The sequence below is a fragment of the Acidovorax sp. 1608163 genome (assembly GCF_003669015.1).
In the GTDB taxonomy this organism is placed as follows: domain Bacteria; phylum Pseudomonadota; class Gammaproteobacteria; order Burkholderiales; family Burkholderiaceae_C; genus Acidovorax.
The window spans coordinates 849,561-872,270 of record NZ_CP033069.1 but is presented as its reverse complement, the minus strand read 5'-3'; the positions used below and the strand labels follow the sequence as shown (position 1 = coordinate 872,270).

16 protein-coding genes are annotated in these 22,710 nt (G+C 64.8%); 8 read left to right on the top strand and 8 right to left on the bottom strand.

Translation table 11 applies throughout. The features are described 5' to 3' along the window. Nucleotides 1–96: 96 nt before the first annotated feature. A complete protein-coding gene (locus EAG14_RS03890) occupies nucleotides 97–1,050 on the bottom strand; it encodes a tripartite tricarboxylate transporter substrate binding protein (RefSeq protein WP_121728118.1) in 954 nt (317 codons plus the stop codon). A gap of 308 nt (nucleotides 1,051–1,358) precedes the next feature. Continuing rightward, on the bottom strand, nucleotides 1,359–2,387 hold the full coding sequence (locus EAG14_RS03885) for a LacI family DNA-binding transcriptional regulator (protein WP_121728117.1): 1,029 nt from the start codon (nucleotides 2,385–2,387) through the stop codon (nucleotides 1,359–1,361). Nucleotides 2,388–2,471: 84 nt separating this feature from the next. On the opposite strand from EAG14_RS03885, the gene garD reads away from it, so the two are divergent. After that, nucleotides 2,472–4,052, top strand: a complete 1,581-nt coding sequence (gene garD, locus EAG14_RS03880) for a galactarate dehydratase (RefSeq protein WP_099656554.1) — start codon at nucleotides 2,472–2,474, stop codon at nucleotides 4,050–4,052. 86 nt (nucleotides 4,053–4,138) lie between these two features. On the opposite strand, the gene EAG14_RS03875 is transcribed toward garD, so the two are convergent. Genes EAG14_RS03875 through EAG14_RS03865 form a run of 3 tightly spaced genes read right to left on the bottom strand, consistent with a single transcriptional unit; the run spans nucleotide 4,139 to nucleotide 9,971 of the window. Further along, on the bottom strand, nucleotides 4,139–5,572 hold the full coding sequence (locus tag EAG14_RS03875; protein ID WP_240456928.1) for an efflux transporter outer membrane subunit: 1,434 nt from the start codon (nucleotides 5,570–5,572) through the stop codon (nucleotides 4,139–4,141). After that, a complete protein-coding gene (locus tag EAG14_RS03870) occupies nucleotides 5,572–8,721 on the bottom strand; it encodes an efflux RND transporter permease subunit (RefSeq protein WP_121728116.1) in 3,150 nt (1,049 codons plus the stop codon). Before EAG14_RS03870 ends, EAG14_RS03875 begins: the two co-directional genes overlap by 1 nt. 11 nt (nucleotides 8,722–8,732) lie before the next feature. Then, nucleotides 8,733–9,971 carry an efflux RND transporter periplasmic adaptor subunit gene (locus EAG14_RS03865; protein ID WP_121728115.1) on the bottom strand — a complete coding sequence of 413 codons (1,239 nt, stop codon included), beginning with the start codon at nucleotides 9,969–9,971 and terminating at the stop codon, nucleotides 8,733–8,735. Between the two features lie 151 nt (nucleotides 9,972–10,122). On the opposite strand from EAG14_RS03865, the gene EAG14_RS03860 reads away from it, so the two are divergent. Next, nucleotides 10,123–11,541, top strand: a complete 1,419-nt coding sequence (locus EAG14_RS03860) for an ATP-binding protein (protein ID WP_121728114.1) — start codon at nucleotides 10,123–10,125, stop codon at nucleotides 11,539–11,541. After that, on the top strand, nucleotides 11,538–12,260 hold the full coding sequence (locus tag EAG14_RS03855; RefSeq protein ID WP_121728113.1) for a response regulator: 723 nt from the start codon (nucleotides 11,538–11,540) through the stop codon (nucleotides 12,258–12,260). The genes EAG14_RS03860 and EAG14_RS03855 overlap by 4 nt, the downstream gene beginning before the upstream one ends. Nucleotides 12,261–12,284: 24 nt before the next feature. Here the strand turns inward: EAG14_RS03855 and EAG14_RS03850 are convergent, their stop codons facing one another. Continuing rightward, nucleotides 12,285–13,229 carry an aldose 1-epimerase gene (locus tag EAG14_RS03850; protein WP_121728112.1) on the bottom strand — a complete coding sequence of 315 codons (945 nt, stop codon included), beginning with the start codon at nucleotides 13,227–13,229 and terminating at the stop codon, nucleotides 12,285–12,287. A 71-nt stretch (nucleotides 13,230–13,300) separates the two neighbouring features. Then, a complete protein-coding gene (locus tag EAG14_RS03845) occupies nucleotides 13,301–14,197 on the bottom strand; it encodes an SMP-30/gluconolactonase/LRE family protein (RefSeq protein ID WP_121728111.1) in 897 nt (298 codons plus the stop codon). Between the two features lie 217 nt (nucleotides 14,198–14,414). Between EAG14_RS03845 and EAG14_RS03840 the strand changes: the two genes are divergently transcribed. Then, nucleotides 14,415–15,173 carry an SDR family NAD(P)-dependent oxidoreductase gene (locus tag EAG14_RS03840; protein ID WP_369827628.1) on the top strand — a complete coding sequence of 253 codons (759 nt, stop codon included), beginning with the start codon at nucleotides 14,415–14,417 and terminating at the stop codon, nucleotides 15,171–15,173. Between the two features lie 1,004 nt (nucleotides 15,174–16,177). On the opposite strand, the gene EAG14_RS03835 is transcribed toward EAG14_RS03840, so the two are convergent. Then, entirely contained in the window at nucleotides 16,178–17,140 is a 963-nt protein-coding gene (locus EAG14_RS03835; protein ID WP_099656558.1) for a LysR family transcriptional regulator, read from the bottom strand. Nucleotides 17,141–17,247: 107 nt separating this feature from the next. Between EAG14_RS03835 and EAG14_RS03830 the strand changes: the two genes are divergently transcribed. From EAG14_RS03830 to mmsA, 4 genes are all read left to right on the top strand, one after another. Further along, complete coding sequence (locus tag EAG14_RS03830; RefSeq protein WP_121728110.1) at nucleotides 17,248–18,699, top strand: aldehyde dehydrogenase family protein; 1,452 nt, start codon at nucleotides 17,248–17,250, stop codon at nucleotides 18,697–18,699. Between the two features lie 125 nt (nucleotides 18,700–18,824). Continuing rightward, nucleotides 18,825–19,790, top strand: coding sequence for an ABC transporter substrate-binding protein (locus EAG14_RS03825; protein ID WP_099741981.1), 966 nt, complete (start codon nucleotides 18,825–18,827; stop codon nucleotides 19,788–19,790). Between the two features lie 162 nt (nucleotides 19,791–19,952). After that, nucleotides 19,953–21,023 (top strand): multiple monosaccharide ABC transporter substrate-binding protein, encoded by a 1,071-nt coding sequence (chvE, locus tag EAG14_RS03820; RefSeq protein ID WP_121728109.1) that lies wholly within the window; start codon nucleotides 19,953–19,955, stop codon nucleotides 21,021–21,023. Nucleotides 21,024–21,134: 111 nt separating this feature from the next. After that, nucleotides 21,135–22,709, top strand: a complete 1,575-nt coding sequence (mmsA, locus tag EAG14_RS03815) for a multiple monosaccharide ABC transporter ATP-binding protein (protein WP_121728108.1) — start codon at nucleotides 21,135–21,137, stop codon at nucleotides 22,707–22,709. Nucleotide 22,710 lies beyond the last annotated feature (1 nt).

Here is a 22,710-nt window from a genome sequence, read left to right as displayed (position 1 = left end):
AAAGATGAAAAGAGCTTGGCTGGCGTGGGCGCACACAAAGACGGCGCCGGTGCAAAAACGCAGCCGCGGCCCCAAGAGGCAGCGGCTGCGCAGGCATCAATCGGCCTTGATGTTGCGTGCGGCGATCAGGTTCTTCCAGCGCGCAAACTCTGCGGCCTGGAAGGCGGCGAATTGCTCGGGCGTGTTGCCCACGATTTCAAAGCCCAGCTCCAGCAGCTTGGGCTTGACCTGGGGGTCATTCAGCCCCGCAACAATGGCAGCGTTGAGCTTGGCCTTGATGTCTGCGGGCAGACCACGGGGGGCCGCAATCGCTTGCCAAGAGTACACGTTGGCGTCCTTGATGCCCGCTTCTTCCAGCGTCTGCACGTTGGGCAGCAGAGGGGAGCGCTTGGCGCTGGTGATGGCCAGCGCCTTGAGCTTGCCCGCCTGGATCTGCGGCATGGCGGTGTTGATGTTCATGAAGGACGCATCCACTTGCGCGCCCAACAGATCGGTCATCACGGGGCCGCCGCCACGGTAGGGCACGTGGATGCCGCTGGTGTGGGTCTGCAGCCAGAACAGCTCGGCCGTGAGGTGGTCGCTGCTGCCGTTGCCCGAGGAGGCAAAGGTCATTTTGTTGGGGTTGGCTTTCTGAAAGGCGATCACGTCGGCCAGGGACTTGTGGGCCGAGGATGCGGGCACCACCAGCACGTTGGGGGCCTGCACCGCCACGGTGAGGTAGTCAAAGTCCTTGAGGGCGTCGTAGGGCACCTTGGTCAGCAGGTGCGGCGCAATCACAAAAGGACCCAACGAAGAAACCAGCAGCGTGTGCCCGTCCGCCGGGGCACGTGCCACGGCGCCTGCCCCAATCGTGCCTGTCGCGCCAGCCTTGTTGTCCACAATGAATGTGCCACCCAGCTTGTCTTGCAGCTTGGGAATCAGGGTGCGGGCGATCAGGTCGGTGGAGCCACCGGGTGGGAACGGCACGACCAAGGTGACAGGCTTGTCGGGCCAGGCAAACGCCGACCCCACGGTGAGGGCCGCAGCCAGGGTGCAGAGCAGTTTCTTCATGGTTGTCTCCTACAGGTTTTGGAAAGAGGTGTGAGCCGCGCACCCTTCACATAGACAGCATGGGGCGCTGCTGTGGATGCGGCCCTGCATCCAGGCCTTGAGTGCTTGCCGATTCATGGCGCACCTTTTCTCAAAGCCTAGATTTGGTACCGCTACCAAATCTTCAATGCGCAAATGGTAGCGGTACCAAATTGGGTCGTCAACGAGGGTTTAATGAGGGTTTTCCCTGAAATCTGGGCCATCCATAGCGCGCGACGACACAAGCCGCAAACCTGCGAGCCCGCCTTGCAAATGGCCCCAAAAGGCACTCAGGTGGTATCGCGCTCCACGATGGAAAAGTCCACCTCGACCACCCGGCGATCCACCGAACGCCCTTCGGCGCAGTCGATCAGGTAGCGTGCCGCCAGATGACCAATGTGCGCGCCATTGATGTGCACCGTGCTCAGTGCGGGCAGCAGGTCGGCCACGAAAGGCACATCGCCAAAGCCCATGATGGCCAGTTGGCCGGGCACAGACAACTGGCGGGCGCGGGCTTCTGTCACCACCCCCAGGGCCAGCAGGTCGGAGCTGCAGAACACGGCATCCACCTCAGGGCATTGCTGCAGCAGGCGCCCCAGGGCATCGCGGCCACTGCGCAGTGAACGCTGCGCCCCCACACTGATGGCGGTGACCGGCGGCAGCCCCGCCTGCACCACGGCCTCTGAAAACGCTGCGGCCCGGCGCCCTGCCCGCTCATCGTCGGCCGTCACCAGCGCGAAGCGCTTGCGCCCCCGCTCCATGAAGAAGCGCGCCACGGCCCGGCCAATGTCCAGATGCGAAAAACCCACCAGCATGTCGATGGGAGTGGGGGTGAGGTCCCAGGTCTCGACCACTGGAATGCCCGACGCCACCAACCGCGTGCGCCCCTTGCCCGCACCCATGATGCCGGTGAGAAAAATGCCATCGGGGCGGCGGCCGATGATGGCCTCCAGCAGCAACTCCTCCCGCGCGGCAGAGTACCCCGACTGGCCCAGCATGAGCTGGTAGCCCGCATCGAACAGGGTGCTGTTGAGCGACTCAATGGTTTCCATGAACACCGACATCACTGTGCTGGGCACCACGGCCGCAATCAGGCGGCTGCGGGCCGAGGCCAGCCCACCGGCCATGCGGTTGGGCACGTAACCCGTGCGCTGCACGGCTTCGAGCACGCGCTGGCGCACCTCTTCAGACACCTGGTCTGGCGTGTTGAGCACGCGCGATGCGGTGATGGGCGCCACCCCCGCCAGCTTGGCCACGTCACGCAGGGTGATGGCCCCGCTGCTGCGGCGGGAACGCTTGGGGTTGTCTTTTTCTGTCATTGGTGGTTTAAAATGGTACCGCTACCAAACCCGTGATGCAAGACCACAGGCTGCACGCGAAGCGACCGATCATAGGAGACATGGATGTCCGAAACCCCACTCTCAGAGACACTGAAGCCCCTGACCATCCGGATGCATGAGAGCGACAACGTTGCCATCGTGGCCAACGATGGCGGCCTGCCTGCCGGCACCACGCTGCCTGAAGGCCTGACCTTGCGTGACAAGGTGCCCCAAGGGCACAAGGTAGCGCTGGTGGACCTGCCCGCTGGCGGGGCCGTGCTGCGCTACGGCGTTCCCATTGGCTACGCCATCGATGCCATCGCCGCAGGCAGCTGGGTGCACGAGCGCCTGCTGAAAATGCCCGAGGCACGTGAGCTGGACGCCTTGCCCATGGCGACCACCCGGGGCGTCATGCAGCCCGCACTGGAGGGCTTCACCTTCGAGGGCTACCGCAACGCCGATGGATCGGTGGGAACGCGCAACATTCTGGCCATCACCCAGACCGTGCAGTGCGTGGCGGGCGTGACGGACTTTGCCGTGCAGCGCATCAAATCAGAACTGCTGCCCAAGTACCCGAATGTGGACGATGTGGTGGCACTGGAGCACGGCTACGGCTGCGGTGTGGCCATTGATGCGCCCGACGCTGTGATCCCGATCCGCACCCTGCGCAACATCAGCTCCAACCCCAACTTTGGCGGCGAGGTCATGGTGGTGAGCCTGGGCTGTGAAAAGCTGCAGCCCGAGCGCCTGCTGCCCCCAGGCTCGATTCCCTTGGTGGACGAGCGCAGCAACACCCCTGCCGCACTGGACGTGGTGTGTCTGCAGGACGAGGCCCATGTGGGCTTCATGTCGATGGTGGAATCCATCATGCGCCAGGCCGAAGCCCACCTGCGGCGCCTGAATGCCCGCCGCCGCGAAACCGTGCCTGCCAGCGAGTTGGTGGTGGGTGTGCAGTGCGGTGGCAGCGATGCGTTCTCGGGCGTCACGGCCAACCCGGCCGTGGGCTTTTGCACCGATCTGCTGGTGCGCGCCGGCGCCAGCGTGATGTTCTCTGAAACCACCGAGGTGCGCGACGGCATTGCCCAGCTCACCGCCCGTGCCACCACCCCCGAGGTAGCCCAGGCCATGGTGCGCGAGATGGCATGGTACGACGCCTACCTGCAGCGCGGCAGCGTGGACCGCAGTGCCAACACCACCCCAGGCAACAAAAAGGGCGGCCTGTCCAACATCGTGGAAAAGGCCATGGGCTCCATCGTCAAGTCCGGCTCGGCGCCCATCGCCAACGTGCTGGCCCCGGGCGAAAAGCTGCAAGCCAAGGGCCTGACCTATGCGGCCACACCGGCCAGTGACTTCATTTGCGGCACGCTGCAGCTGGCCGCAGGCATGAACCTGCACGTGTTCACCACCGGGCGCGGAACGCCTTACGGCCTGGCCGAGTGCCCCGTCATCAAAGTGGCCACCCGCAGTGACCTGGCACGGCGCTGGCACGACCTGATGGACGTGAACGCGGGCACCATTGCCGAAGGCTCTGCCACCATTGAGCAGGTGGGCTGGGAGCTGTTCCACCTGATGCTGGACGTGGCCAGTGGCCGCAAGAAGACCTGGGCCGAGCAGTGGAAGCTGCACAACGCACTGGTCTTGTTCAACCCGGCGCCAGTGACCTGAGCGACAGACCCAACCCAGTCAGCCCAGCCGGTGTGCCAGCGTGTTCTGGCCCACCGGCTTTTTTGTGTGTGCAACGGGCTGCAGGGTCATTCCCCGGTGCTCTGCTCTTGCGCCGCCCAGCTGCCACCCAAGGCCTTGAACAGCGTCATGCGGTTGACCAGGTCGGCCAGTTGCAGGCTGATGCGCGCTTGCTGCGCCGTGTACAGCGACCGCTGTGCGTCCAGCACATTCAGATAGCTGTAGGAGCCATATTGGTAGCGCGCCTGCGAAAGTGTCAGGCTGCGCTGCCAAGCCCCCACCAGCGAGTTCTGCGCCGCCAGGCGCTCGGCCAGGGACGCGCGGACCGCCAGCGCATCCGCTACCTCGGTAAAGGCGGTCTGCACGGCCTTTTCATAGGTCGCCACCTGGATGTCGCGGCTGACTTCGGCCACTCGCAGTTCTGCACGCGATGCCCCACCGTCCAGCAACGGGATGGTCAGCGAGGGCACAAAGCTCCAGGCACCGCCCTGGAACAGGTTAGAGAGGCTGCGGCTGGCAGTGCCCACCGAGGAGGTGAGGCTGATGCGAGGGAACAAGGCCGCACGGGCTGCGCCAATGTCGGCATTGCTGGCCTTGAGCACATGCTCGGCCGCCAGCACATCCGGGCGGCGCTGCAACACCGACGAGGGCACGCCCGCAGGCACGCCCAGCACCACAGCGCTGGAGGCCAGGTCCACCGCCCCGGTGGGGAGCAGATGCTCAGGCACCGCCGTGCCCACCAAGAGCTCCAGCGCGTACTTGCCCTGGCGCACCTGGCTTTCATACGCAGCCACATCGCGGCGGGCGCTGTCCACCGTGGTTTGCGCCTGTGCCAGCGTCAGGCTCGAATCCGCGCCCAGTTGCTGGCGCTTGGCCACCAGGTCAAAGGTGGCTTGCTGGCTGCGCAGGGTGTCCTGCGCCAGCGCCAGCAACGAACGGTCTGCCGCCATGGTCAGCCAAGCCGTCGTGACCTCGGCCACCAGCGAGAGCTGCACGCTGCGCTGGGTCTGCTCGGTGCTCAGGAAGTTCTGCAGCGCCGCCTCTTGCAGATTGCGCACGCGGCCAAACACGTCCACCTCATAGGCCGAAGTGCCCACCCCCACGCTGTAGCTGCGCGAGGTGCTGGACACGCCCGAGGCACTGGCCTGGCCCGGTGTGCGCGCAGCGCTCATGGATGCTGTGCCGTTGAGCGTGGGCCATGTCGCGGCATCCTGGATGTTGTAGGTGGCGCGGGCCTTCTCGATCGCCAGCACCGCCAGCCGCACATCGCGGCTGTTTTGCAGCGCCAGCGCCACCGTCTCACGCAGCGGCTGCAGCGCCAGAAGATCCGTCCACTCTACGGCAGGCGACGCCGACGACGGCGCCTTGACGCCCAGCTCCTGCGGCCATTGCGCGGCCACAGGGGCTGGCGGCTGAACATAGTCCGGCGCCAGATTGGCACACCCCGCAAAGAACGGAATGGCGCAACTGAGCAACAAGGACAGGGTATTGCTGCGCATCATCATGTGGCCTCCTTCATTGCAGCAGGGGTTTGGCCCGACGAAGCCTTCTTGCGCGCAAACAGGCTGCGAATCAACACAAAGAACACCGGGACAAAGAAGATGCCCAGCGCCGTGGCGCTGGCCATGCCGCCCAACACGCCCGTGCCAATGGCCCGTCGGCTGCCCGCCCCCGCACCGCTGGCCAGCGCCAGGGGCAGCACGCCAAACATGAAGGCCAGCGAGGTCATCAATATGGGCCGCAGGCGCTGGCGCACGGCCTGCAAAGTGGCATCGACCAAGCCCACGCCCTGCTCCTGCAGGAGTTTGGCAAACTCCACGATCAAGATCGCGTTCTTGGCCGCCAACCCCACGGTGGTGAGCAAGCCCACCTGAAAGTAAACGTCGTTGGTCAACGAGGCCAGCGAGGTGAACACCAGCGCCCCGATCACCCCCAGCGGCACCACCAGCATCACCGAGAACGGCACCGACCAGCTCTCGTACAGCGCTGCCAGGCACAAAAACACAAACAGCACCGACAGCGCATAAAGCGCCGGAGCCTGCGAGCCCGAGAGCCGCTCCTGGTACGACTGCCCCGACCATTCGTAGCCAATGCCTGGGGGCAGTTGCCGAATCACCTCCTCCACCGCAGCCATGGCCGTGCCCGAGCTGACGCCCTTGGCCGCCTCGCCCACCACCTCGTAAGAACCCATGCCGTTGTAGCGCTCCAGTTTGGGGGCGCCATAGGTCCAGGAGGTTTGCGCAAAGGCCGAGAACGGCACCATCACGCCCTGCGCATTGCGCACAAACCACTGCATGATGCTGTCGGTGTTCATGCGAAAGGCGGCATCGCCCTGGGCATAGACCTTTTTGACGCGGCCCTGGTCCACAAAGTCGTTCACGTAGGTGCCGCCCAACGCGGTGGACAAGGTGCTGTTGATGTCGCTGGTGCTCAGCCCCAGCGCGCCCGCCTTGCGGTCATCGATGGTGATGCCCAGCTGGGGGGCATCGTCCAGCCCGCTGATGCGCACCTGGCTCAACTCGGGCCGCTTGCGGGCCAGCTCCAGAAACTGGTCCCGCGCCTTGGCCAGGGCTTCGTGCCCCAGGCCGTTGCGGTCTTGCAGCTGCACCACAAAGCCACCGCTGGAGCCCAGCCCCCGGATGGTGGGCGGCTGCATCACAAACACGCGCGCATCGCGCAGGCTCGACAGCTCCTGGTTGGCGCGGCGGGCGATGTCTGCGGCACTCTGGCCCGCGCCCTTGCGCTCCGACCAGTCCTTGAGGCGGATGAACGCCCGGCCCGAGGCCTGGTCGCCACTGATCCCGGTGATCATGGTGTAGCCCTCGACATCCGCCTGCTGGCCCAGCCAGTTCTCAAACGCCTGCAGCGAGGCCTTCAAGCGCTCATCGGTCGCCCCTGCGGGCAGGCGCACCTCGGCCATCAGCACGCCCTGGTCTTCGTCCGGCAAGAACGAGGTGGGCAACTGGTGGTATAGCGCCACCATCGCCACCACCAGCGCGCCATACACCACCATCATGCGTTTGCTGCGACGCAGCAGCCCGCCCGTCACGGACTCCACCGATGCACTGCCCCGCTCAAACCCGCGATTGAACGCCTGGAAGAACTTGCCAAGCCACCCACAGCGGGCCACGGCGTGGTGCCCGCCCTCTGGGGCGTGCTGGAGCAAGGTCACGCACAGCGCGGGCGTCAGGCTCATGGCCACCGCCACCGACAGCAGCATCGACGACACCACGGTGATGGAGAACTGGCGGTAGATCACGCCGGTCGATCCACCAAAAAACGCCATGGGGATGAACACCGCCGATAGCACCAAGGCAATGCCTACCAAAGCACCCGAGATTTGCTGCATGGACCGCTGCGTGGCCTCCTTGGGCCCTAGCCGCTCGTCGGTCATCATGCGTTCAACGTTCTCCACCACCACGATGGCATCGTCCACCAGCAGCCCGATGGCCAGCACCATGCCAAACATGGTGAGGCTGTTGACCGAATACCCAAACGCCGACAGCACACCAAACGTGCCAAGCAGCACCACCGGCACCGTAATGGCGGGAATCAGGGTGGCCCTCCAGTTCTGGAGGAAGACATACATGATCAAGACCACCAGCGCGATGGCCTCGAACAGCGTCAGCACCACCTCTTCGATCGACACCTTCACGAACGGCGTGGTGTCGTAAGACATCACCGGCTCCAGGTGGTAAGGAAAGCTGGGCTGCAGCTCGACCAGCTTGGCCTTGACGGCATTGGCCACGCCAATGGCATTGGCCCCGGCCGCCAGCTTGACCCCCATGGCCGCAGCAGGCTGGCCCTTGTAGCGCGAGGCGATGGAGTAGCTCTCGCCCCCCAGCTCCACCCGCGCCACGTCGCGCAGGCGCACCACGCTGGCATCACTGCCCGTCTTGAGCACGATCTCCTCAAACTGCGCCACGGTCTGCAGCTTGCTGCGGGCGGTGATGGTCACATTGAGTTGCTGCCCCGCTGTGGCGGGCAGCCCGGCCACCTGGCCTGCAGACACCTGGGCGTTCTGCGCCGTGATGGCGGTGCTGACGTCCGAGGGCATCAGCGCAAAGCTGGCCAGCTTGGCGGGGTCCAGCCAGATGCGCATGGCGTGCCCTGTGCCCAGGGTCTGGATGTCGCCCACGCCGTCCACCCGGCTGATGATGTCCACCAGGTTGGAGGAGATGTAGTCCCCAATGTCAATCGCGCTGGCACTGCCGTCGCCCGATACAAAGGCAATCACCATCAGGAAGTCCGTGCCGGTCTTGGTGACCGTGACCCCCTGGCTTTGCACCGTTTGCGGCAGCTGGGCCATGGCTTGCTGCAGCTTGTTCTGCACCTGCATCTGGGCCACGTCAGAGTTGGTGCCCGACACAAAGCTCAGGGTGATGCTGGCCGTGCCTGCCGAGGAGCTGCTGGAAGACATGGCCAGCAGGCCATCGAGCCCCTTCATTTTCTGCTCGATCACCTGCGTGACCGAGTCTTCAATCGTCTTGGCCGAAGCCCCCGGGTAGGTGGCGTTCACCGTCACACGGGGCGGAGCGATGTCGGGGTATTGCTCCAGCGGCAAGGACGTGATGGACAAGGCTCCCGCCAGCATGACCACAATGGCAAGCACCCACGCGAAGATGGGGCGGTTGATGAAAAAACGTGCCATGGTTCAGCCTCTTAGCGCGCGGCCACGGTTGCTGTTGCATTTGCCGCAGTTTTTGCCGCTGCGCCTGCCGCAGCCACCACCTGCGCTTGCACCACCTCACCCGCCTTGACCTTCTGCGAGCCCTCGACCACCACCTTGTCGCCCGCCGCCAGGCCCTCGCTAACCAGCCAGCGATTGCCCACTTGCCGGTCGGCCACGATGGCGCGCTTTTGCACCTTGTTCTGTTCGTCCACCACCAGCACCGATGCCGACCCCATGCTGGTGCGGCTCACCGCCTGCTGGGGCACCAAGATCGCCTGCTGGGCAACCGCTGCCTGTACCACGGCACGCACGTACATGCCGGGCAGCAACAGGCCATCGGGATTGTCAAAGCTGGCGCGCAGCGTGATGGAGCCGGTGCCCGTGTTCACCGACACCCCGCTGAACTTGAGCTTGCCGGTGCGGGCATAGGCGCTGCCATCCTCCAGCAGCAGCTTCACGGGCACATCGTCCTTGCCCACGCGCTGCAAGCGCCCCTCGGCCAGTTCGCGCTTCCAGCGCAGCAGCTCGGCGCTGGACTGGGTGATGTCCACCTGGATGGGGTCGATCTGGCGTACGGTGGTGAGCGCGGTCGTCTGGTTCTCGGTGACCAGGGCACCCGGCGTCACGGTCGACACATCCACCAGGCCCGAGATGGGGCTGTCGATGGTGGTGCGCGACAGGTTGATGCGCGCCGTCTCCTGCGCAGCACGGGCCACCGCCAGCTCGGCCTGCGACTGTTTGAGCGCCGCCTGCGCATCCTGGTGCTCTTGCTGGCTCACGGCCTCAATGGCGGCCAAGGCCGCCTGCCGCTGGGCGGTGAGCTTGTTCGCATCCACCACGGCCTCTGCCTTGGCCACGCTGGCCTGGGCACTGGCGTAGGCGGCCTGGTAGCTGGCAGCGTCGATCTGGTACAGCGCCTGCCCGGCCTTCACCAGAGCCCCTTCCGCAAAGCGGCGGGTCTTGATGATGCCGCCCACCTGGGGGCGAATCTCCGCCACCAGGTGCGATGCCACGCGCGCAGGCAGTTCGGTGTCCACATCCAGCTTCTCGGGGGCCAGCACCACCACCCCTACTGCGGTGGCCTTGGTCTCGCCGGGCGCGGCACCGGCCCGGTCCACACAGCCGCCCAGCCCCAACACCAGGGCCAGGCACGCGCAACCCACCAGGGATGCGCGCAAGGGCAACAACGAACGGTCTTTGAGAGACCGCAATTCAGACAAAACAGGCATGGCAACGCACTCACTTCACATTGGGATGGCGCCATGCTCGCGCCCAAATGTGGAGGAAATTTGGAGCCCCTGGCAGCCCCTCTGGCAAATGGGCCCGCGCTTTGCGCCACGCACCCGCTGGGGGACAATGCCATCCTCCCCAGGGCCCCGCATGCGACGCACCAGCATCACCGTTCAGCTTTTTCTTGCCATGCTGGCCATCGCCATGCTGGTCACGCTGCTGCTGGGCGCCACCACGCAATACAGCTTTCAGCGGGGCTTCATTGGCTACATCAATGAACAAGCCACCTTGCGCATGGAGGCATCGCTGCCCCGGCTGCAAGAAGCCTATGCAGAGCACCAGGACTGGGAGTTTGTGAGGCACAAGCCCCCGGTGTGGTTTGGCCTGGTCCGGGCAGAAAAGCACAAGGGCCAAATGTGGGACGTTGACGATGCCACCCAGGGGCTGATCGCCTCTGACCTGCTCGGCGCGGGGCTGCGCATGTCCTTGCTGGACAGCCAGCGCCAGCATGTCATCGGCTTTCCCCACATCCTGGCCAACAGCGTGCAACGGGAAATCACCGTGCAGGGCCAGACTGTGGGGTGGCTTGTGATGGCCCCGGTGCAGAGCGTGACCGACGCCGCCTCCCTGCGCTTTCTGGACGATCAACTCAAAGCCAGCCTGGCCACCGGCGGGCTTGCTGTGCTGCTGGCCGCCACGCTGGCCTGGTGGACGGCCCGGCGGCTGATGGCCCCGGTGCGCGCCGTGGCCAAGGCCACCCACAGCCTGGCCGCGGGGGCCTACACCACACGGGTCCACACCGACCGCCAGGACGAAATCGGCCAGCTGGCCCGAGACTTCAACCAACTCGCGCTCACCCTGGAGCGCAACGAACAGCTGCGCCGCAACTACATCGCCGACATCTCGCACGAGCTGCGCACGCCGCTGGCCGTGCTGCAGGGCGAGCTGGAAGCCATGGAAGACGGCATCCACCCTGCGACACCGCAGGCGTTTGCGATGCTGCAGCAAGAAGTGCATTCGCTCTCCAAATTGGTGAACGACCTGCACGAGTTGTCCATGGCCGACCTGGGCGCCCTGCAATACAAGAAAGAGCCGCTGGACCTGGCCGCCCTGGTGGAGCGCGAGTCCCAAGGCTTTGTGGCGCGATGCAAGGACTTGGGGCTGGAGCTGGTTCTGCCGCCCCCCGCACCCTCCCCCCTCATGGTGCAGGCCGACCCAGGCCGCCTGCGCCAGTTGATCCACAACCTGCTGTCCAACGCTGCCCGCTACACCCAGGCGCCTGGCCGCTTGCAGATCAGCCTGCAGCGCGAGGGCGACAACGCCGTGCTGGACATCCAGGACTCTGCCCCTGGGGTGGACGCAGCGCTGCTGCCCAAGCTGTTTGAGCGCTTTTTCCGGGTGGAGTCCTCACGCAGCCGCAGCAGCGGCGGCAGCGGCCTGGGCCTGTCCATCTGCGAGAGCATTGTGCTGGCGCATGCGGGCAGCATCCGCGCCATGCCGTCGCCCTTGGGAGGCCTGTGGATACAAGTCCAGCTGCCACTCGCACCGACACAACCCACACTCTCATGACGCCAGGCCACCTCAGCGGAAAAATCCTGATCGTCGAAGACGAACCGCGCCTGGCGCAGTTGCTGAGCGACTACCTGGCGGCGGCAGGCTACCTGACCTGCATTTGCAGCGATGGCGATGCCGCCCTGCACATGCTGCGCCAGCAGCGCCCCGACCTGGTGCTGCTCGACTGGATGCTGCCCGGCCGCGACGGGCTGGGCATTTGCCAGGAGGTGCGCCAGTTCAGCAATGTGCCCATCATCATGGTGACGGCCAAGATCGAAGAGATGGACCGGCTGATGGGCCTGGAGACCGGTGCAGACGATTACATCTGCAAGCCCTTCAGCCCCCGTGAGGTGGTGGCCCGCGTCAAGGCGCTGCTGCGTCGGGCACCGCCGGGTGCATCGGCACCGGCCCACAGCGACAGCGTGGGCGAGCTGGTCATCGACACCGCCCGCTACCAAGCCACCCTGATGGGGCAGGCGCTGGATTTGACGCCGCTGGAGTTCCGCCTGCTGTGCACCCTGGCGCAGGCCCCAGGCCGCGTGCTGTCGCGCTCGCAGCTCATTGCCCGCCTGCATGAGGACCAGCGCGCCATCAGCGACCGGGCCATCGACAGCCACATCAAAAACCTGCGGCGCAAGCTGGCCCCCGTGACGCCGGGCACCGAACTCATCGGCTCCATCTATGGCGTGGGCTACAAGTTTGAAGGCGCGCAGGTGCGCTGCGTCACCGGCTGACGCAAGCCAGGTGCCCCCTGCTGCCTATGCGGCGGCCAACGGCCCAAACCGCCATTGCACGCTCAGGCGCAGCGCCTCCCCCTTGGCCAGCACCCGCAGGCCTGGCTGGCCGGGCAGGTGAAAGGCATCGATGGGCTGGGTGATGGGCTCAAAGCAAAACGCCGAGCCTTGCGGCGGCCGGTAAATCAGGCAGTAGTGTTGCGCGGCCCCACCGTCTTGTGCAAAGTCCGGCATGTGCGCCTGCAGCCGCACGCCCCACTCGGGCCAATCGATTTGCGCCGTGCCGCCCCAGCCGGTGTAGGCGTTGTCGATCAGATCGCCGTGGGCCGAGATGCCGGCATTCAAGTCCCAACCGGGCGGGAAGTCCGCCGTCTCGCGCACGGGGATGGGGTCGTCCCCGCACAGCCAGACCGAGGCCACCGGGGCGCTGATGCGTGTGCGTGGGGTGCGCAAAAACCAAGGGTGCAAGCCCAGGCCATAGGGCATGGGCTCTGTGCCCAGGTGGCGCACCAGCACCTGCTGGTCCAGCCCACCGGGCACCAAGCGGAAGGTCTGCACCGCCTCGTAGTCATAAGGGTTGCCCTGAAAGCGGTCAGAGCGCAACGACATCTCCAGCGTGTCGTCCGCCACCTGGCGCCCATCCCAGGGCTGCAGCCAGCCATCGCCATGGATGGGATACGGCTCGCCCGCACGGTTGGGCTGCATGGGGTGGAATTGCCCCCCCTGCGCAAAACCACCGCCGCTGATGCGGTTGGACCAGGGGACCATGGCAAACGAGGCCATCTGGTACAGGTCCGCCGCAGCGCCATCCCAGGGGCGCCAGAGGTTCAACCGCCCCTCGGGGCTGGCGGCATGGTCCATTTGCCAGGCAGCGACGCTGCCGCCCAAGGTGGGCACCAGGCCCAGGTGCTGGTCGGCATGGTGCAGCCAGACGACGGGGTGAGAGGCTGGGTTGGACGCAAGGGTCATGGGGTTGTGTCTTTCGATCAAGGGAGGCTCAGAGCGGGTGCAGAACAGGCTGGACTGCGCATGGCCTGCGCCTATCCGCCAAACAAATGCGCAGGCACGCCGGGGCTGCCCACATCCACGGCAAACAGGCCACCAGCCAAAGGCTGCGCGGCCAGTTGCTCTGGCGACAGGCCCGTGCGTGCGGTGGAGATGAACAGCGTCTGCAGGTCTGCGCCGCCAAAGGCGCAGTTGGTGACGTGGCTGGTGGGCAGGTGCACACGCCCCAGCTCTTGCGCCGTCTCCGGGTGGTGGCAGCTCACGCAGGCACCGCCCCAGTGCGCAATCCACACGCGGCCCTGGGCATCGGTGGTCATGCCATCGGGCACGCCATCGCCCTCGGCCAGGCGCAGCCACAGTTGCTTGTTCGACACGCTGCCGCGCACGGGATCGAAGTCGTAGCGGTACACGCAGCCCTGCACCGTGTCGTTGAAGTACAGGTGCCCGCCCTGCGCCGCACCGGCCCAGGTGGGGCCGTTGGTAACGACAAAGCCTTCGTCGTGCCGCGAGCACTGCCCGTCGGGGTCGTAGCGATACAGCGCCCCCGTGGGTTGTTGGCAGTCAAAGTCCATAGTGCCGCCCCAAAACCGCCCCTGGGCATCGCACTTGCCATCGTTGAAGCGGTTGCCCGGTGGCTCGGTCGCAGGCTGGTGCGCATAGCGCGGCGGGGTGCCGGTGGCCGGATCAAACCAGGCAAAGCCCCGGCGCAGGGTGACCAGCAGGCCTGGGGCATCGCGGCGCTCTGCCACGGCAGAGATCTCTTCGTCAAAAGTCCACTGGGCACGCTTGCCGTCGCCCGGGCGCCAGCGGTGCAACTGCCGCCCCAGGATGTCGACCCAATACAGGGCCTGTTCGCGCACCGACCACAGCACGCCCTCGCCCAAGGCCGCCCCTGCGGCGTGCACGCAGCGCACAGCGCCCACAGGGGGCATGGCCCACGCCGCGCCCGGTGTTTTCAAAAGGCCCACGTTTGTCTCCGTTGTGTTTTTTGAACCGTTTTAGGGGCCGCTCAGGGCGATGCCTCTTGACGGCGGGCATCTTATCAACGTCAATTGATACTTGAATACTTATTTTTATTCATTGATTGATATTTAAATTGATATGTCAAATTTTTCAAGCGCTTCTGCCCCTGCCCCATCCACCCCTGCCATGGCACGCTTTCCCAGCCTGAACGGCCGCAGCGTCTTCGTCACCGGCGGCGGCAGTGGCATTGGGGCGGCCATCGTGTCGGCCTTTGCAGAGCAAGGGGCCAAGGTGGCCTTCATCGACGTAGCCCAGGAGGCCAGTGAACGCCTGGTGCAGCAATTGGCCGATGCGGGCTTGCCCCGGCCATGGTGGCGTGCCTGCGATGTCAAGGACATTGCAGCCCTGCAGGCCGCCATCCACGATGCAGCGGCGGCCCTGGGCGATTTCTCGGCCCTGGTGAACAACGTGGCCAGCGACGACCGGCACAGCCTGGAGTCCGTGACCCCCGACTACTACGACGAGCGCATCGCCATCAACGAGCGCCCCGCGTTCTTCGCCATCCAGGCGGCGGTGCCCGGCATGCGGCGGCTGGGGGCGGGCTCGATCATCAACCTGGGCTCCACCGGCTGGCAGGGCAAGGGCACGGGCTACCCGTGCTATGCCATCGCCAAGTCGTCGGTGAACGGGCTCACCCGGGGGCTGGCCAAGACACTGGGGCAGGACCGCATTCGCATCAACACGGTGTCACCGGGCTGGGTGATGACGGAGCGCCAGATCAAGCTCTGGCTGGATGCGGAGGGCGAGAAGGAGCTTGCGCGCAACCAGTGTCTGCCCGACAAGCTGCAGCCGCATGACATCGCCCGCATGGTGTTGTTCCTGGCCTCGGACGATGCGGCCATGTGCACGGCGCAGGAGTTCAAGGTGGATGCTGGGTGGGTTTGATTTTTTATTCAAAAATGGCTCTAGCGCTCATTTAGAAAGCGCTGGCAGCTATCATTTTTAAAGCAATTCTGCATCCTTGCGCAGGGGCGTTTAGGGTTGCGTGGAGCACAACCCGTTCGGGCTGAGCCCGTCGAAGCCTGGGCTTGCGCGCTGATCGGACGGCATGCCTGTGCTGAAGGCGGGTGCCGGGATGTGCCCCCGGCGGGGCACCTTCTTTTCTTGCGTCGCCAAGAAAAGAAGGCAAAAGAAGGCGACCCCACTGTCTGCGTCCCTGCGCTTCGCTTCGGGCAACCTGCGGTGCTCGCGTCCAGCGGGGTCTCGCTCAAACTCGCTTCGTTTCACTGCGCTCAAACAGTCGCGAGCCCTGATCCGCTGACCGCTGCGCTCCTCGGCGCATACAGAGGGGATGGGGCAGCCGAACAACCAACATCCCTTCGGGCCATCGCTGCGCTCGGCCCCATCTCGCGGGCGCATGCGCCACGCGCTGGGTGCAGCGCTGGCTGGGTCGAGCGCAGCGACGACACGTGTGGCTGTTGGGATGTTCGGCTGTTTGGCTATCCACCCCCTGTGGCTGCGCCTGCGGCGGGGCGGTTGCGGGGTGGCATGGGCGTCGTAGCGCCCATGCTTCGTGAACTGACTCGCTGCGGCTGTCTGAGCGGAGCTGCTACGCAGCGCAGTGAGTTCCGCAGCGCACCCCGCAACCGCCACGACGCAGGTTTGCCCCTTCGCAAAGCGAAGGGGTCGCAGACTTGGGGTCGCCTTTTCTTTGCTTACTTTCTTTTGGCGAAGCAAAAGAAAGTGAGTCGCCCGCCGGGGCGACAACCCGGCCCCCACCCTGGGCAAAGGCATGCGGTCCGATCAACGCACACGCCCTGGCTTCGACAAGCTCAGCCCGAACGGACAGGGGTGCGACCGGGCAGAGAAAAGCCCAGACAATCACTACAAATTTAATAGCTGCTCGCGCTTATTCCACAAGCTCTAGCAGCAAATTTCACCCCAAACCATCAATCCCCCAACTCCAACCGCCGACCATACTGCACCAGACTCGTCTGCTTGATCGCCTTCATCATCACCTTGGCCGCTGGCGACAACAACCGATCGGCCCGGGTAATGATGCCAAACGCATCCATGTGACACGGCATCGCCAACGGCAACACCGTCACGATGCCATGCGAGGCGTAGTACTGCGCCACATCCAGCGCCAACACCGCCACCATGTCACTTTGCTGCAGCATGCGCGTGATGAACAGCAAGGCCGAGGTCTCCACCGTATTGGTCGGCGGGGCAAGGCCGTCTTGCTGGAACATCAGGTCAAAGCGGTGGCGCAGCACACTGCCCGCAGGCGGCACGATCCAGCCGGCCGAGACCACATCGCGCAGCGTCAACCCCGTCATGCCCGACAGCGGATGCCCTGGCCGGGCCACCGCGCAGACCATCTCCTCGGTCAAAGGCTCGTAGCGCAGATTGCCCTTGTCGTGCTCGGCAAACAGCCGTCCCATCACGATGTCCAGCTTGCCCTGGTCCAGCCGCTCCAGCAGCACCGGGCTGGTTTCGATGTCCAACGTGATGCGCAAGCTGGGGTGCTCCTGCTTGACCAGGGCAATCGCGGCGGGCAGCAGGCTCAGCGCGGGCGAAGTGATGGCCCCCACCCCCACCTGCCCAAAATGGCCCGACTTGAGCGCCACCAGCTCATCGTGCGCCTGGTTCAGGTTGGCCAATGCCATGCGCGCGTACCGAATCATGGTCTCGCCGTACCAGGTGGGGCGCATGCCGCGCGGCAAGCGCTCGAACAGCGGCACCTCCAGCACGTCCTCCAGGTCCTTGAGCAGCTTGGAGGCCGCAGGCTGGGTCATGCTGAGCACCTGGGCGGCCCGGTGGATGTTGCCCTCCTCGGCCAAGGCCACCAGTAACAGCAGCTGCCGCGTTTTCAAGCGGGCACGGATGAACCAGTGGTTGTAGTTGCTCATGGGGTTTTCCAGAATGCAGAGAGTGATATCTATTTTGCCGAAAAAACGATTGGATTGATATCCAAACACAACCTAGACTTTGCCACTCATCCATAGCAAAGGTCTCCATGCGACTCGGCGATATGCAGCAAACCCCCAGAAACCTCATCAACGGTCGCTGGGAGATTGGCACCACCACGGGGGTCAGCACCAACCCCTCCGACACCCGTGAAGTGGTAGCCGAGTACGCACGCGCCGACCGCAACCAGACCGAGCAAGCCATCCGCGCCGCCGCAGACGCCTTTCCCTACTGGAGCCAAAGCGCCCCACAGCGGCGTGCCGATGTGCTGGACCAGGTGGGCAACGAGCTGCTGGCCCGCAAAGACGAGCTGGGCACGCTGCTGGCCCGCGAGGAAGGCAAAACACTGCCCGAGGCCGTGGCCGAGGTGGCCCGCGCCGGGCAAATATTCAAGTTCTTTGCGGGCGAGGCGCTGCGCATTCAGGGCGAGCTGATGGCCTCGGTGCGCCAGGGCGTGCAGGTGGATGTGACCCGCGAGCCTGTCGGGGTGGTGGGCATCGTTGCGCCCTGGAACTTCCCCATGGCCATCCCGGCCTGGAAGATTGCGCCCGCCCTGGCCTACGGCAACACTGTGGTCTTCAAACCCGCCGAGCTGGTGTCGGCCTGCGGCTGGGCGCTGGCAGAAATCATCCACCGCTGCGGGCTGCCTGCGGGCGTGTTCAACATGGTGATGGGCAGCGGCCGCGAAGTGGGCCAAACGCTGGTGGAGCACCCGCTGGTCAACGCGGTGAGCTTCACCGGATCGGTCGCTACGGGCGAACGCATCCTGCGCTCGGCCACGCTGCGCCGCGCCAAGGTGCAGCTGGAGATGGGGGGCAAGAACCCGCTGGTGGTGCTGGCCGATGCGGACTTTGAGCAGGCCATTGATTGCGCACTGCAAGGCTCGTATTACTCCACCGGGCAGCGCTGCACCGCATCGAGCCGCCTGATTGTGGAAGCCCCCTTGCACGAAGCCTTTGTCGCGCGGCTGCGCCAACGGCTGTCCACCCTCAAGGTCGGCCATGCACTGGAGCGCGGCACCGAAATGGGCCCCGTGGTGGACAGCCACCAGCTGGCACACAACCAAAGCTACCTCGACATCGCCAGGAATGAGGGGGCCGAGCATGTGTGGGGCGGCGAACTGCTGGAGCGCCCCACCCCCGGACACTACATGAGTCCAGCGCTGTTCCTGGCGCAGCCAGAGCACCGCATTGCCCGAGAAGAGGTCTTCGGCCCCGTGGCCTGCGTGCTCAAGGCCGACGACTACGACCACGCGCTGGCGCTGGCCAACGACACCCCGTTTGGCTTGTGCGCAGGCATCTGCACTACCTCGCTCAAGCGCGCCATGCACTTCAAGCGCCATGCCGCTGTGGGCATGACCATGGTGAACCTGCCCACCGCAGGCGTGGACTTCCATGTGCCGTTTGGTGGCCGCAAGGAATCGAGCTACGGCCCCCGCGAACAAGGCCGCTACGCCGCCGAGTTCTACACCACCGTCAAGACCGGTTACATGCTGGCCTGAACCCAACCCCTATTTACGGTGCACACCAGCGCTGCCCCTGTCTGAAAGACGCGGCGCCACGCAACGCACCTGCAGCGTTCCCCCTCACCCAAACCATAGCAACAACAGACAGGAGACAACACACCATGACCATCAATCGCCGCACCTTCGGGTCCGCCATCGCCTGCGCCTCGGCCGCCGGGCTGCTGGCGCCCACCGCCTGGGCCCAAAAGCCCCTGGTGCTCGGGTTCAGCCAGGTCGGGGCAGAAAGCGAATGGCGCACCGCCAACACCGAGTCCATCAAGTCCGCCGCCAAAGAAGCCGGCATTGAGCTCAAGTTCTCGGACGCACAGCAAAAGCAGGAAAACCAGATCAAGGCCATCCGCGCCTTCATTGCCCAGAAGGTGGACGTGATCGCCTTCTCGCCCGTCGTCGAATCGGGCTGGGAGCCCGTGCTGCGCGAGGCCAAGGCCGCCAAGATCCCCGTGGTGCTGACCGACCGCGCCGTGAACACCAAGGACACTTCGCTGTACGTCACCTTTATGGGTTCGGACTTTGTGGAAGAAGGCCGCAAGGCCGGCCGCTGGCTGGTCGAGAAGATGAAGGACCAAAAGGGCGAAGTCAACATCGTCGAGCTGCAGGGCACAGTGGGCTCCGCCCCGGCCATCGACCGCAAGAAGGGCTTTGAGGAAATCATCAAGGCCGACCCCAAGTTCAAGGTCGTGCGCTCGCAAACCGGCGACTTCACCCGCGCCAAGGGCAAGGAGGTGATGGAAGCCTTCCTCAAGGCCGAGGGCAAGAAGATCAATGTGCTGTACGCACACAACGACGACATGGCCATTGGCGCGATCCAGGCCATCGAAGAAGCGGGCATGAAGCCCGCCAAGGACATCACCATCATCTCCATCGATGCCGTCAAGGGCGCCTTTGAAGCCATGATGGCTGGCAAGCTGAACGTATCGGTGGAATGCAGCCCTCTGCTGGGCCCCCAGCTGATGAGCGCCGTCAAAGACATCAAGGCCGGCAAGCCCGTGCCCAAGCGCATCGTGACCGAGGAAGGCATCTTCCCGATGGAAATCGCGGCACAAGAGTTCCCTAAGCGGAAGTATTGATTCCCCCTGAGCCGCCTGCGGCGTCTTCCCCCTGAGGGGGACGCCACCAGCGCGGCGGGGCGGCCCTTGCGCGGTGGCACTCGCCTAGGGCAGCGACAGTTTCATAAGGTCCGGCGTACCCGAGCCTCAGCCCATCAAAACAACACTAGGAGACAGAATCAAATGAAGCGAGCAATTTTCAAGGCCGTCTTGGCCACCGTCGCACTGGCCGCCGTGGGCGCCACATCGCTGGCATCGGCCCAGGACAAGGGCAGCATCGGCATCTCGATGCCCACCAAGTCGTCTGCGCGCTGGATCGCCGATGGCGACAACATGGTCAAGGTGCTCAAGGAGCGCGGCTACAAGACCGATCTGCAATACGCCGAAGACGACATCCCCAACCAGCTGGCCCAGATCGAGAACATGATCACCAAGGGCGCCAAGGTGCTGGTGATTGCGTCGATTGACGGCACCACGCTGTCGCGCGTGCTGCAAAGCGCGGCCGACAAGGGCGTGAAGGTCATCGCGTACGACCGCCTCATCAAGGGATCGAAGAACGTGGACTACTACGCCACGTTCGACAACTTCCAGGTGGGCGTGCTGCAAGCCACATCATTGGTGGACAAGCTCGGCCTCAAGCAAGGCAAGGGCCCGTTCAACATCGAACTGTTTGGCGGCTCGCCCGACGACAACAACGCCTTCTTCTTCTATGACGGCGCCATTAGCGTGCTGCAGCCCTACTTGGACAGCGGCAAGCTGGTGGTGCGCAGCAAGCAGCTGGGCATGAACAAGGTGGGCACGCTGCGCTGGGACGGCGCCGTGGCGCAAGCGCGCATGGACAACCTGCTCTCAGCCTACTACGGCAAGGACAAGGTGCACGCGGTGCTGTCGCCCTATGACGGCATCTCCATCGGCATCCTGTCGTCGCTCAAGGGCGTGGGCTACTGCACCGCCCAGCAGCCTTGCCCCGTGGTCAGCGGGCAAGACGCGGAGGTGCCTTCCATCAAGTCCATTCTCAAGGGCGAGCAGTACTCCACCGTGTTCAAGGACACCCGCGAGCTGGCCAAGGTGGCTGCCAACATGGTGGACGCAGTGCTGACGGGCAAGCAGCCCGAGATCAACGACACCAAGACCTACAACAACGGTGTGAAGGTGGTGCCCTCATACCTGCTCAAGCCGGTGGCGGTGGATGCCTCCAACTGGAATGGCGTGCTGATCGGCAGCGGCTACTACACCGAAGCGCAGGTCAAGTAAGCCTGCACCCCGATGGGTGGGGCCACGCACCACGGGTGCCCGGCCCCATCCCGCCCTATCGATCACCGGCTGCAAGCCTCCGTGCACGAGCCATCCAGATCAGACACCACCATGTTGCTAGAGATGCGGGATATCCGCAAAACCTTCCCTGGCGTCGTTGCCCTGAACAAGGTCAACCTGCGGGTACGCGCCGGAGAAATCCACGCCATCGTGGGCGAGAACGGCGCGGGCAAATCCACGCTGATGAAAGTCCTCTCGGGCGTTTACCCCCACGGCAGCTACAGCGGCGCCATCGTGTTTGAGGGGGAAGAGCGCAAGTTCCAGGGCATTCGCGACAGCGAACACCTGGGCGTGGCCATCATCCACCAGGAGCTGGCCCTGGTGCCCCTCTTGTCCATCACCGAAAACGTCTTTCTGGGCAACGAGCCCGCCAAGCGGGGCGTGATCGACTGGATGGCCGCACACCAGATGACGCAGGCCCTGCTGCACAAGGTCGGACTCAAAGAGTCGCCCGACACCCTCATCACCCACCTGGGCGTGGGCAAGCAGCAGTTGGTCGAGATTGCCAAGGCCTTGTCGCGCAAGGTCAAGCTGCTGATCCTGGACGAGCCCACGGCCAGCCTGAACGAAACCGACAGCCACGCCCTGCTGGAGTTGCTGCTGGAGCTCAAAAGCCAGGGCATCACCTGCATCCTGATTTCGCACAAGCTCAATGAAATCTCCCACGTGGCCGATTCCATCACAGTGCTGCGCGATGGCAGCACCGTCGAGATGCTGGACTGCCACGCGCAGGCGGTGAGCGAGGACCGCGTCATCCAGGCCATGGTGGGCCGCGAGATGGCCGACCGCTACCCGCACCGCCAACCCAACATCGGCGAGGTGGCCTTTGAGGTGCGCAACTGGCGCGCCTACCACCCCCAGCGCAACGAACAGCCCTTCATCAAAGGCATTGACCTGCAGGTGCGGCGCGGCGAGATCGTCGGCATTGCCGGGCTGATGGGCTCGGGCCGCACCGAGTTGGCGATGAGCCTGTTTGGCCGCTCATGGGGCCGCCGCATCAGCGGCGAGGTGCTGCGCAACGGCCAGCCCATCGATGTCAGCACCGTGGAAAAGGCCATACACAACGGCCTGGCCTATGTGACCGAAGACCGCAAGGGCAACGGTTTGGTGCTGAACGAAGACATCCAGTTCAACGTCTCGCTGGCCCATCTGCAAGGGGTGGCCACAGCGGGCGTGATCGACCACGGCAAAGAGCACCAGGTGGCGCAGGACTACCGCCACAAGCTGCGCCTGCGCTGCTCAGGCGTGGACCAAAAGACGCTCAACCTCTCGGGCGGCAACCAGCAAAAGGTGGTGTTGGCCAAATGGCTGTTCACCAACCCCGAGGTGCTGATCCTGGACGAGCCCACGCGCGGCATCGACGTGGGCGCCAAGTACGAGATCTACACCCTCATCGCCCAGATGGCGGCCGAGGGCAAATGCGTGATCGTGATCTCGTCAGAGATGCCCGAGCTGCTGGGCATCTCCGACCGCATCTACGTGATGAACGAAGGCCGCTTGGTGGCCGAGATGCCCACGACTGAGGCGTCGCAAGAAAAAATCATGCGTGCGATTGTCAATGCCCCAGCCGAGGCGCTTCGCACCCATGCCCACGCAGCGGACAGTAACCAGCAACGCAACGTATAAA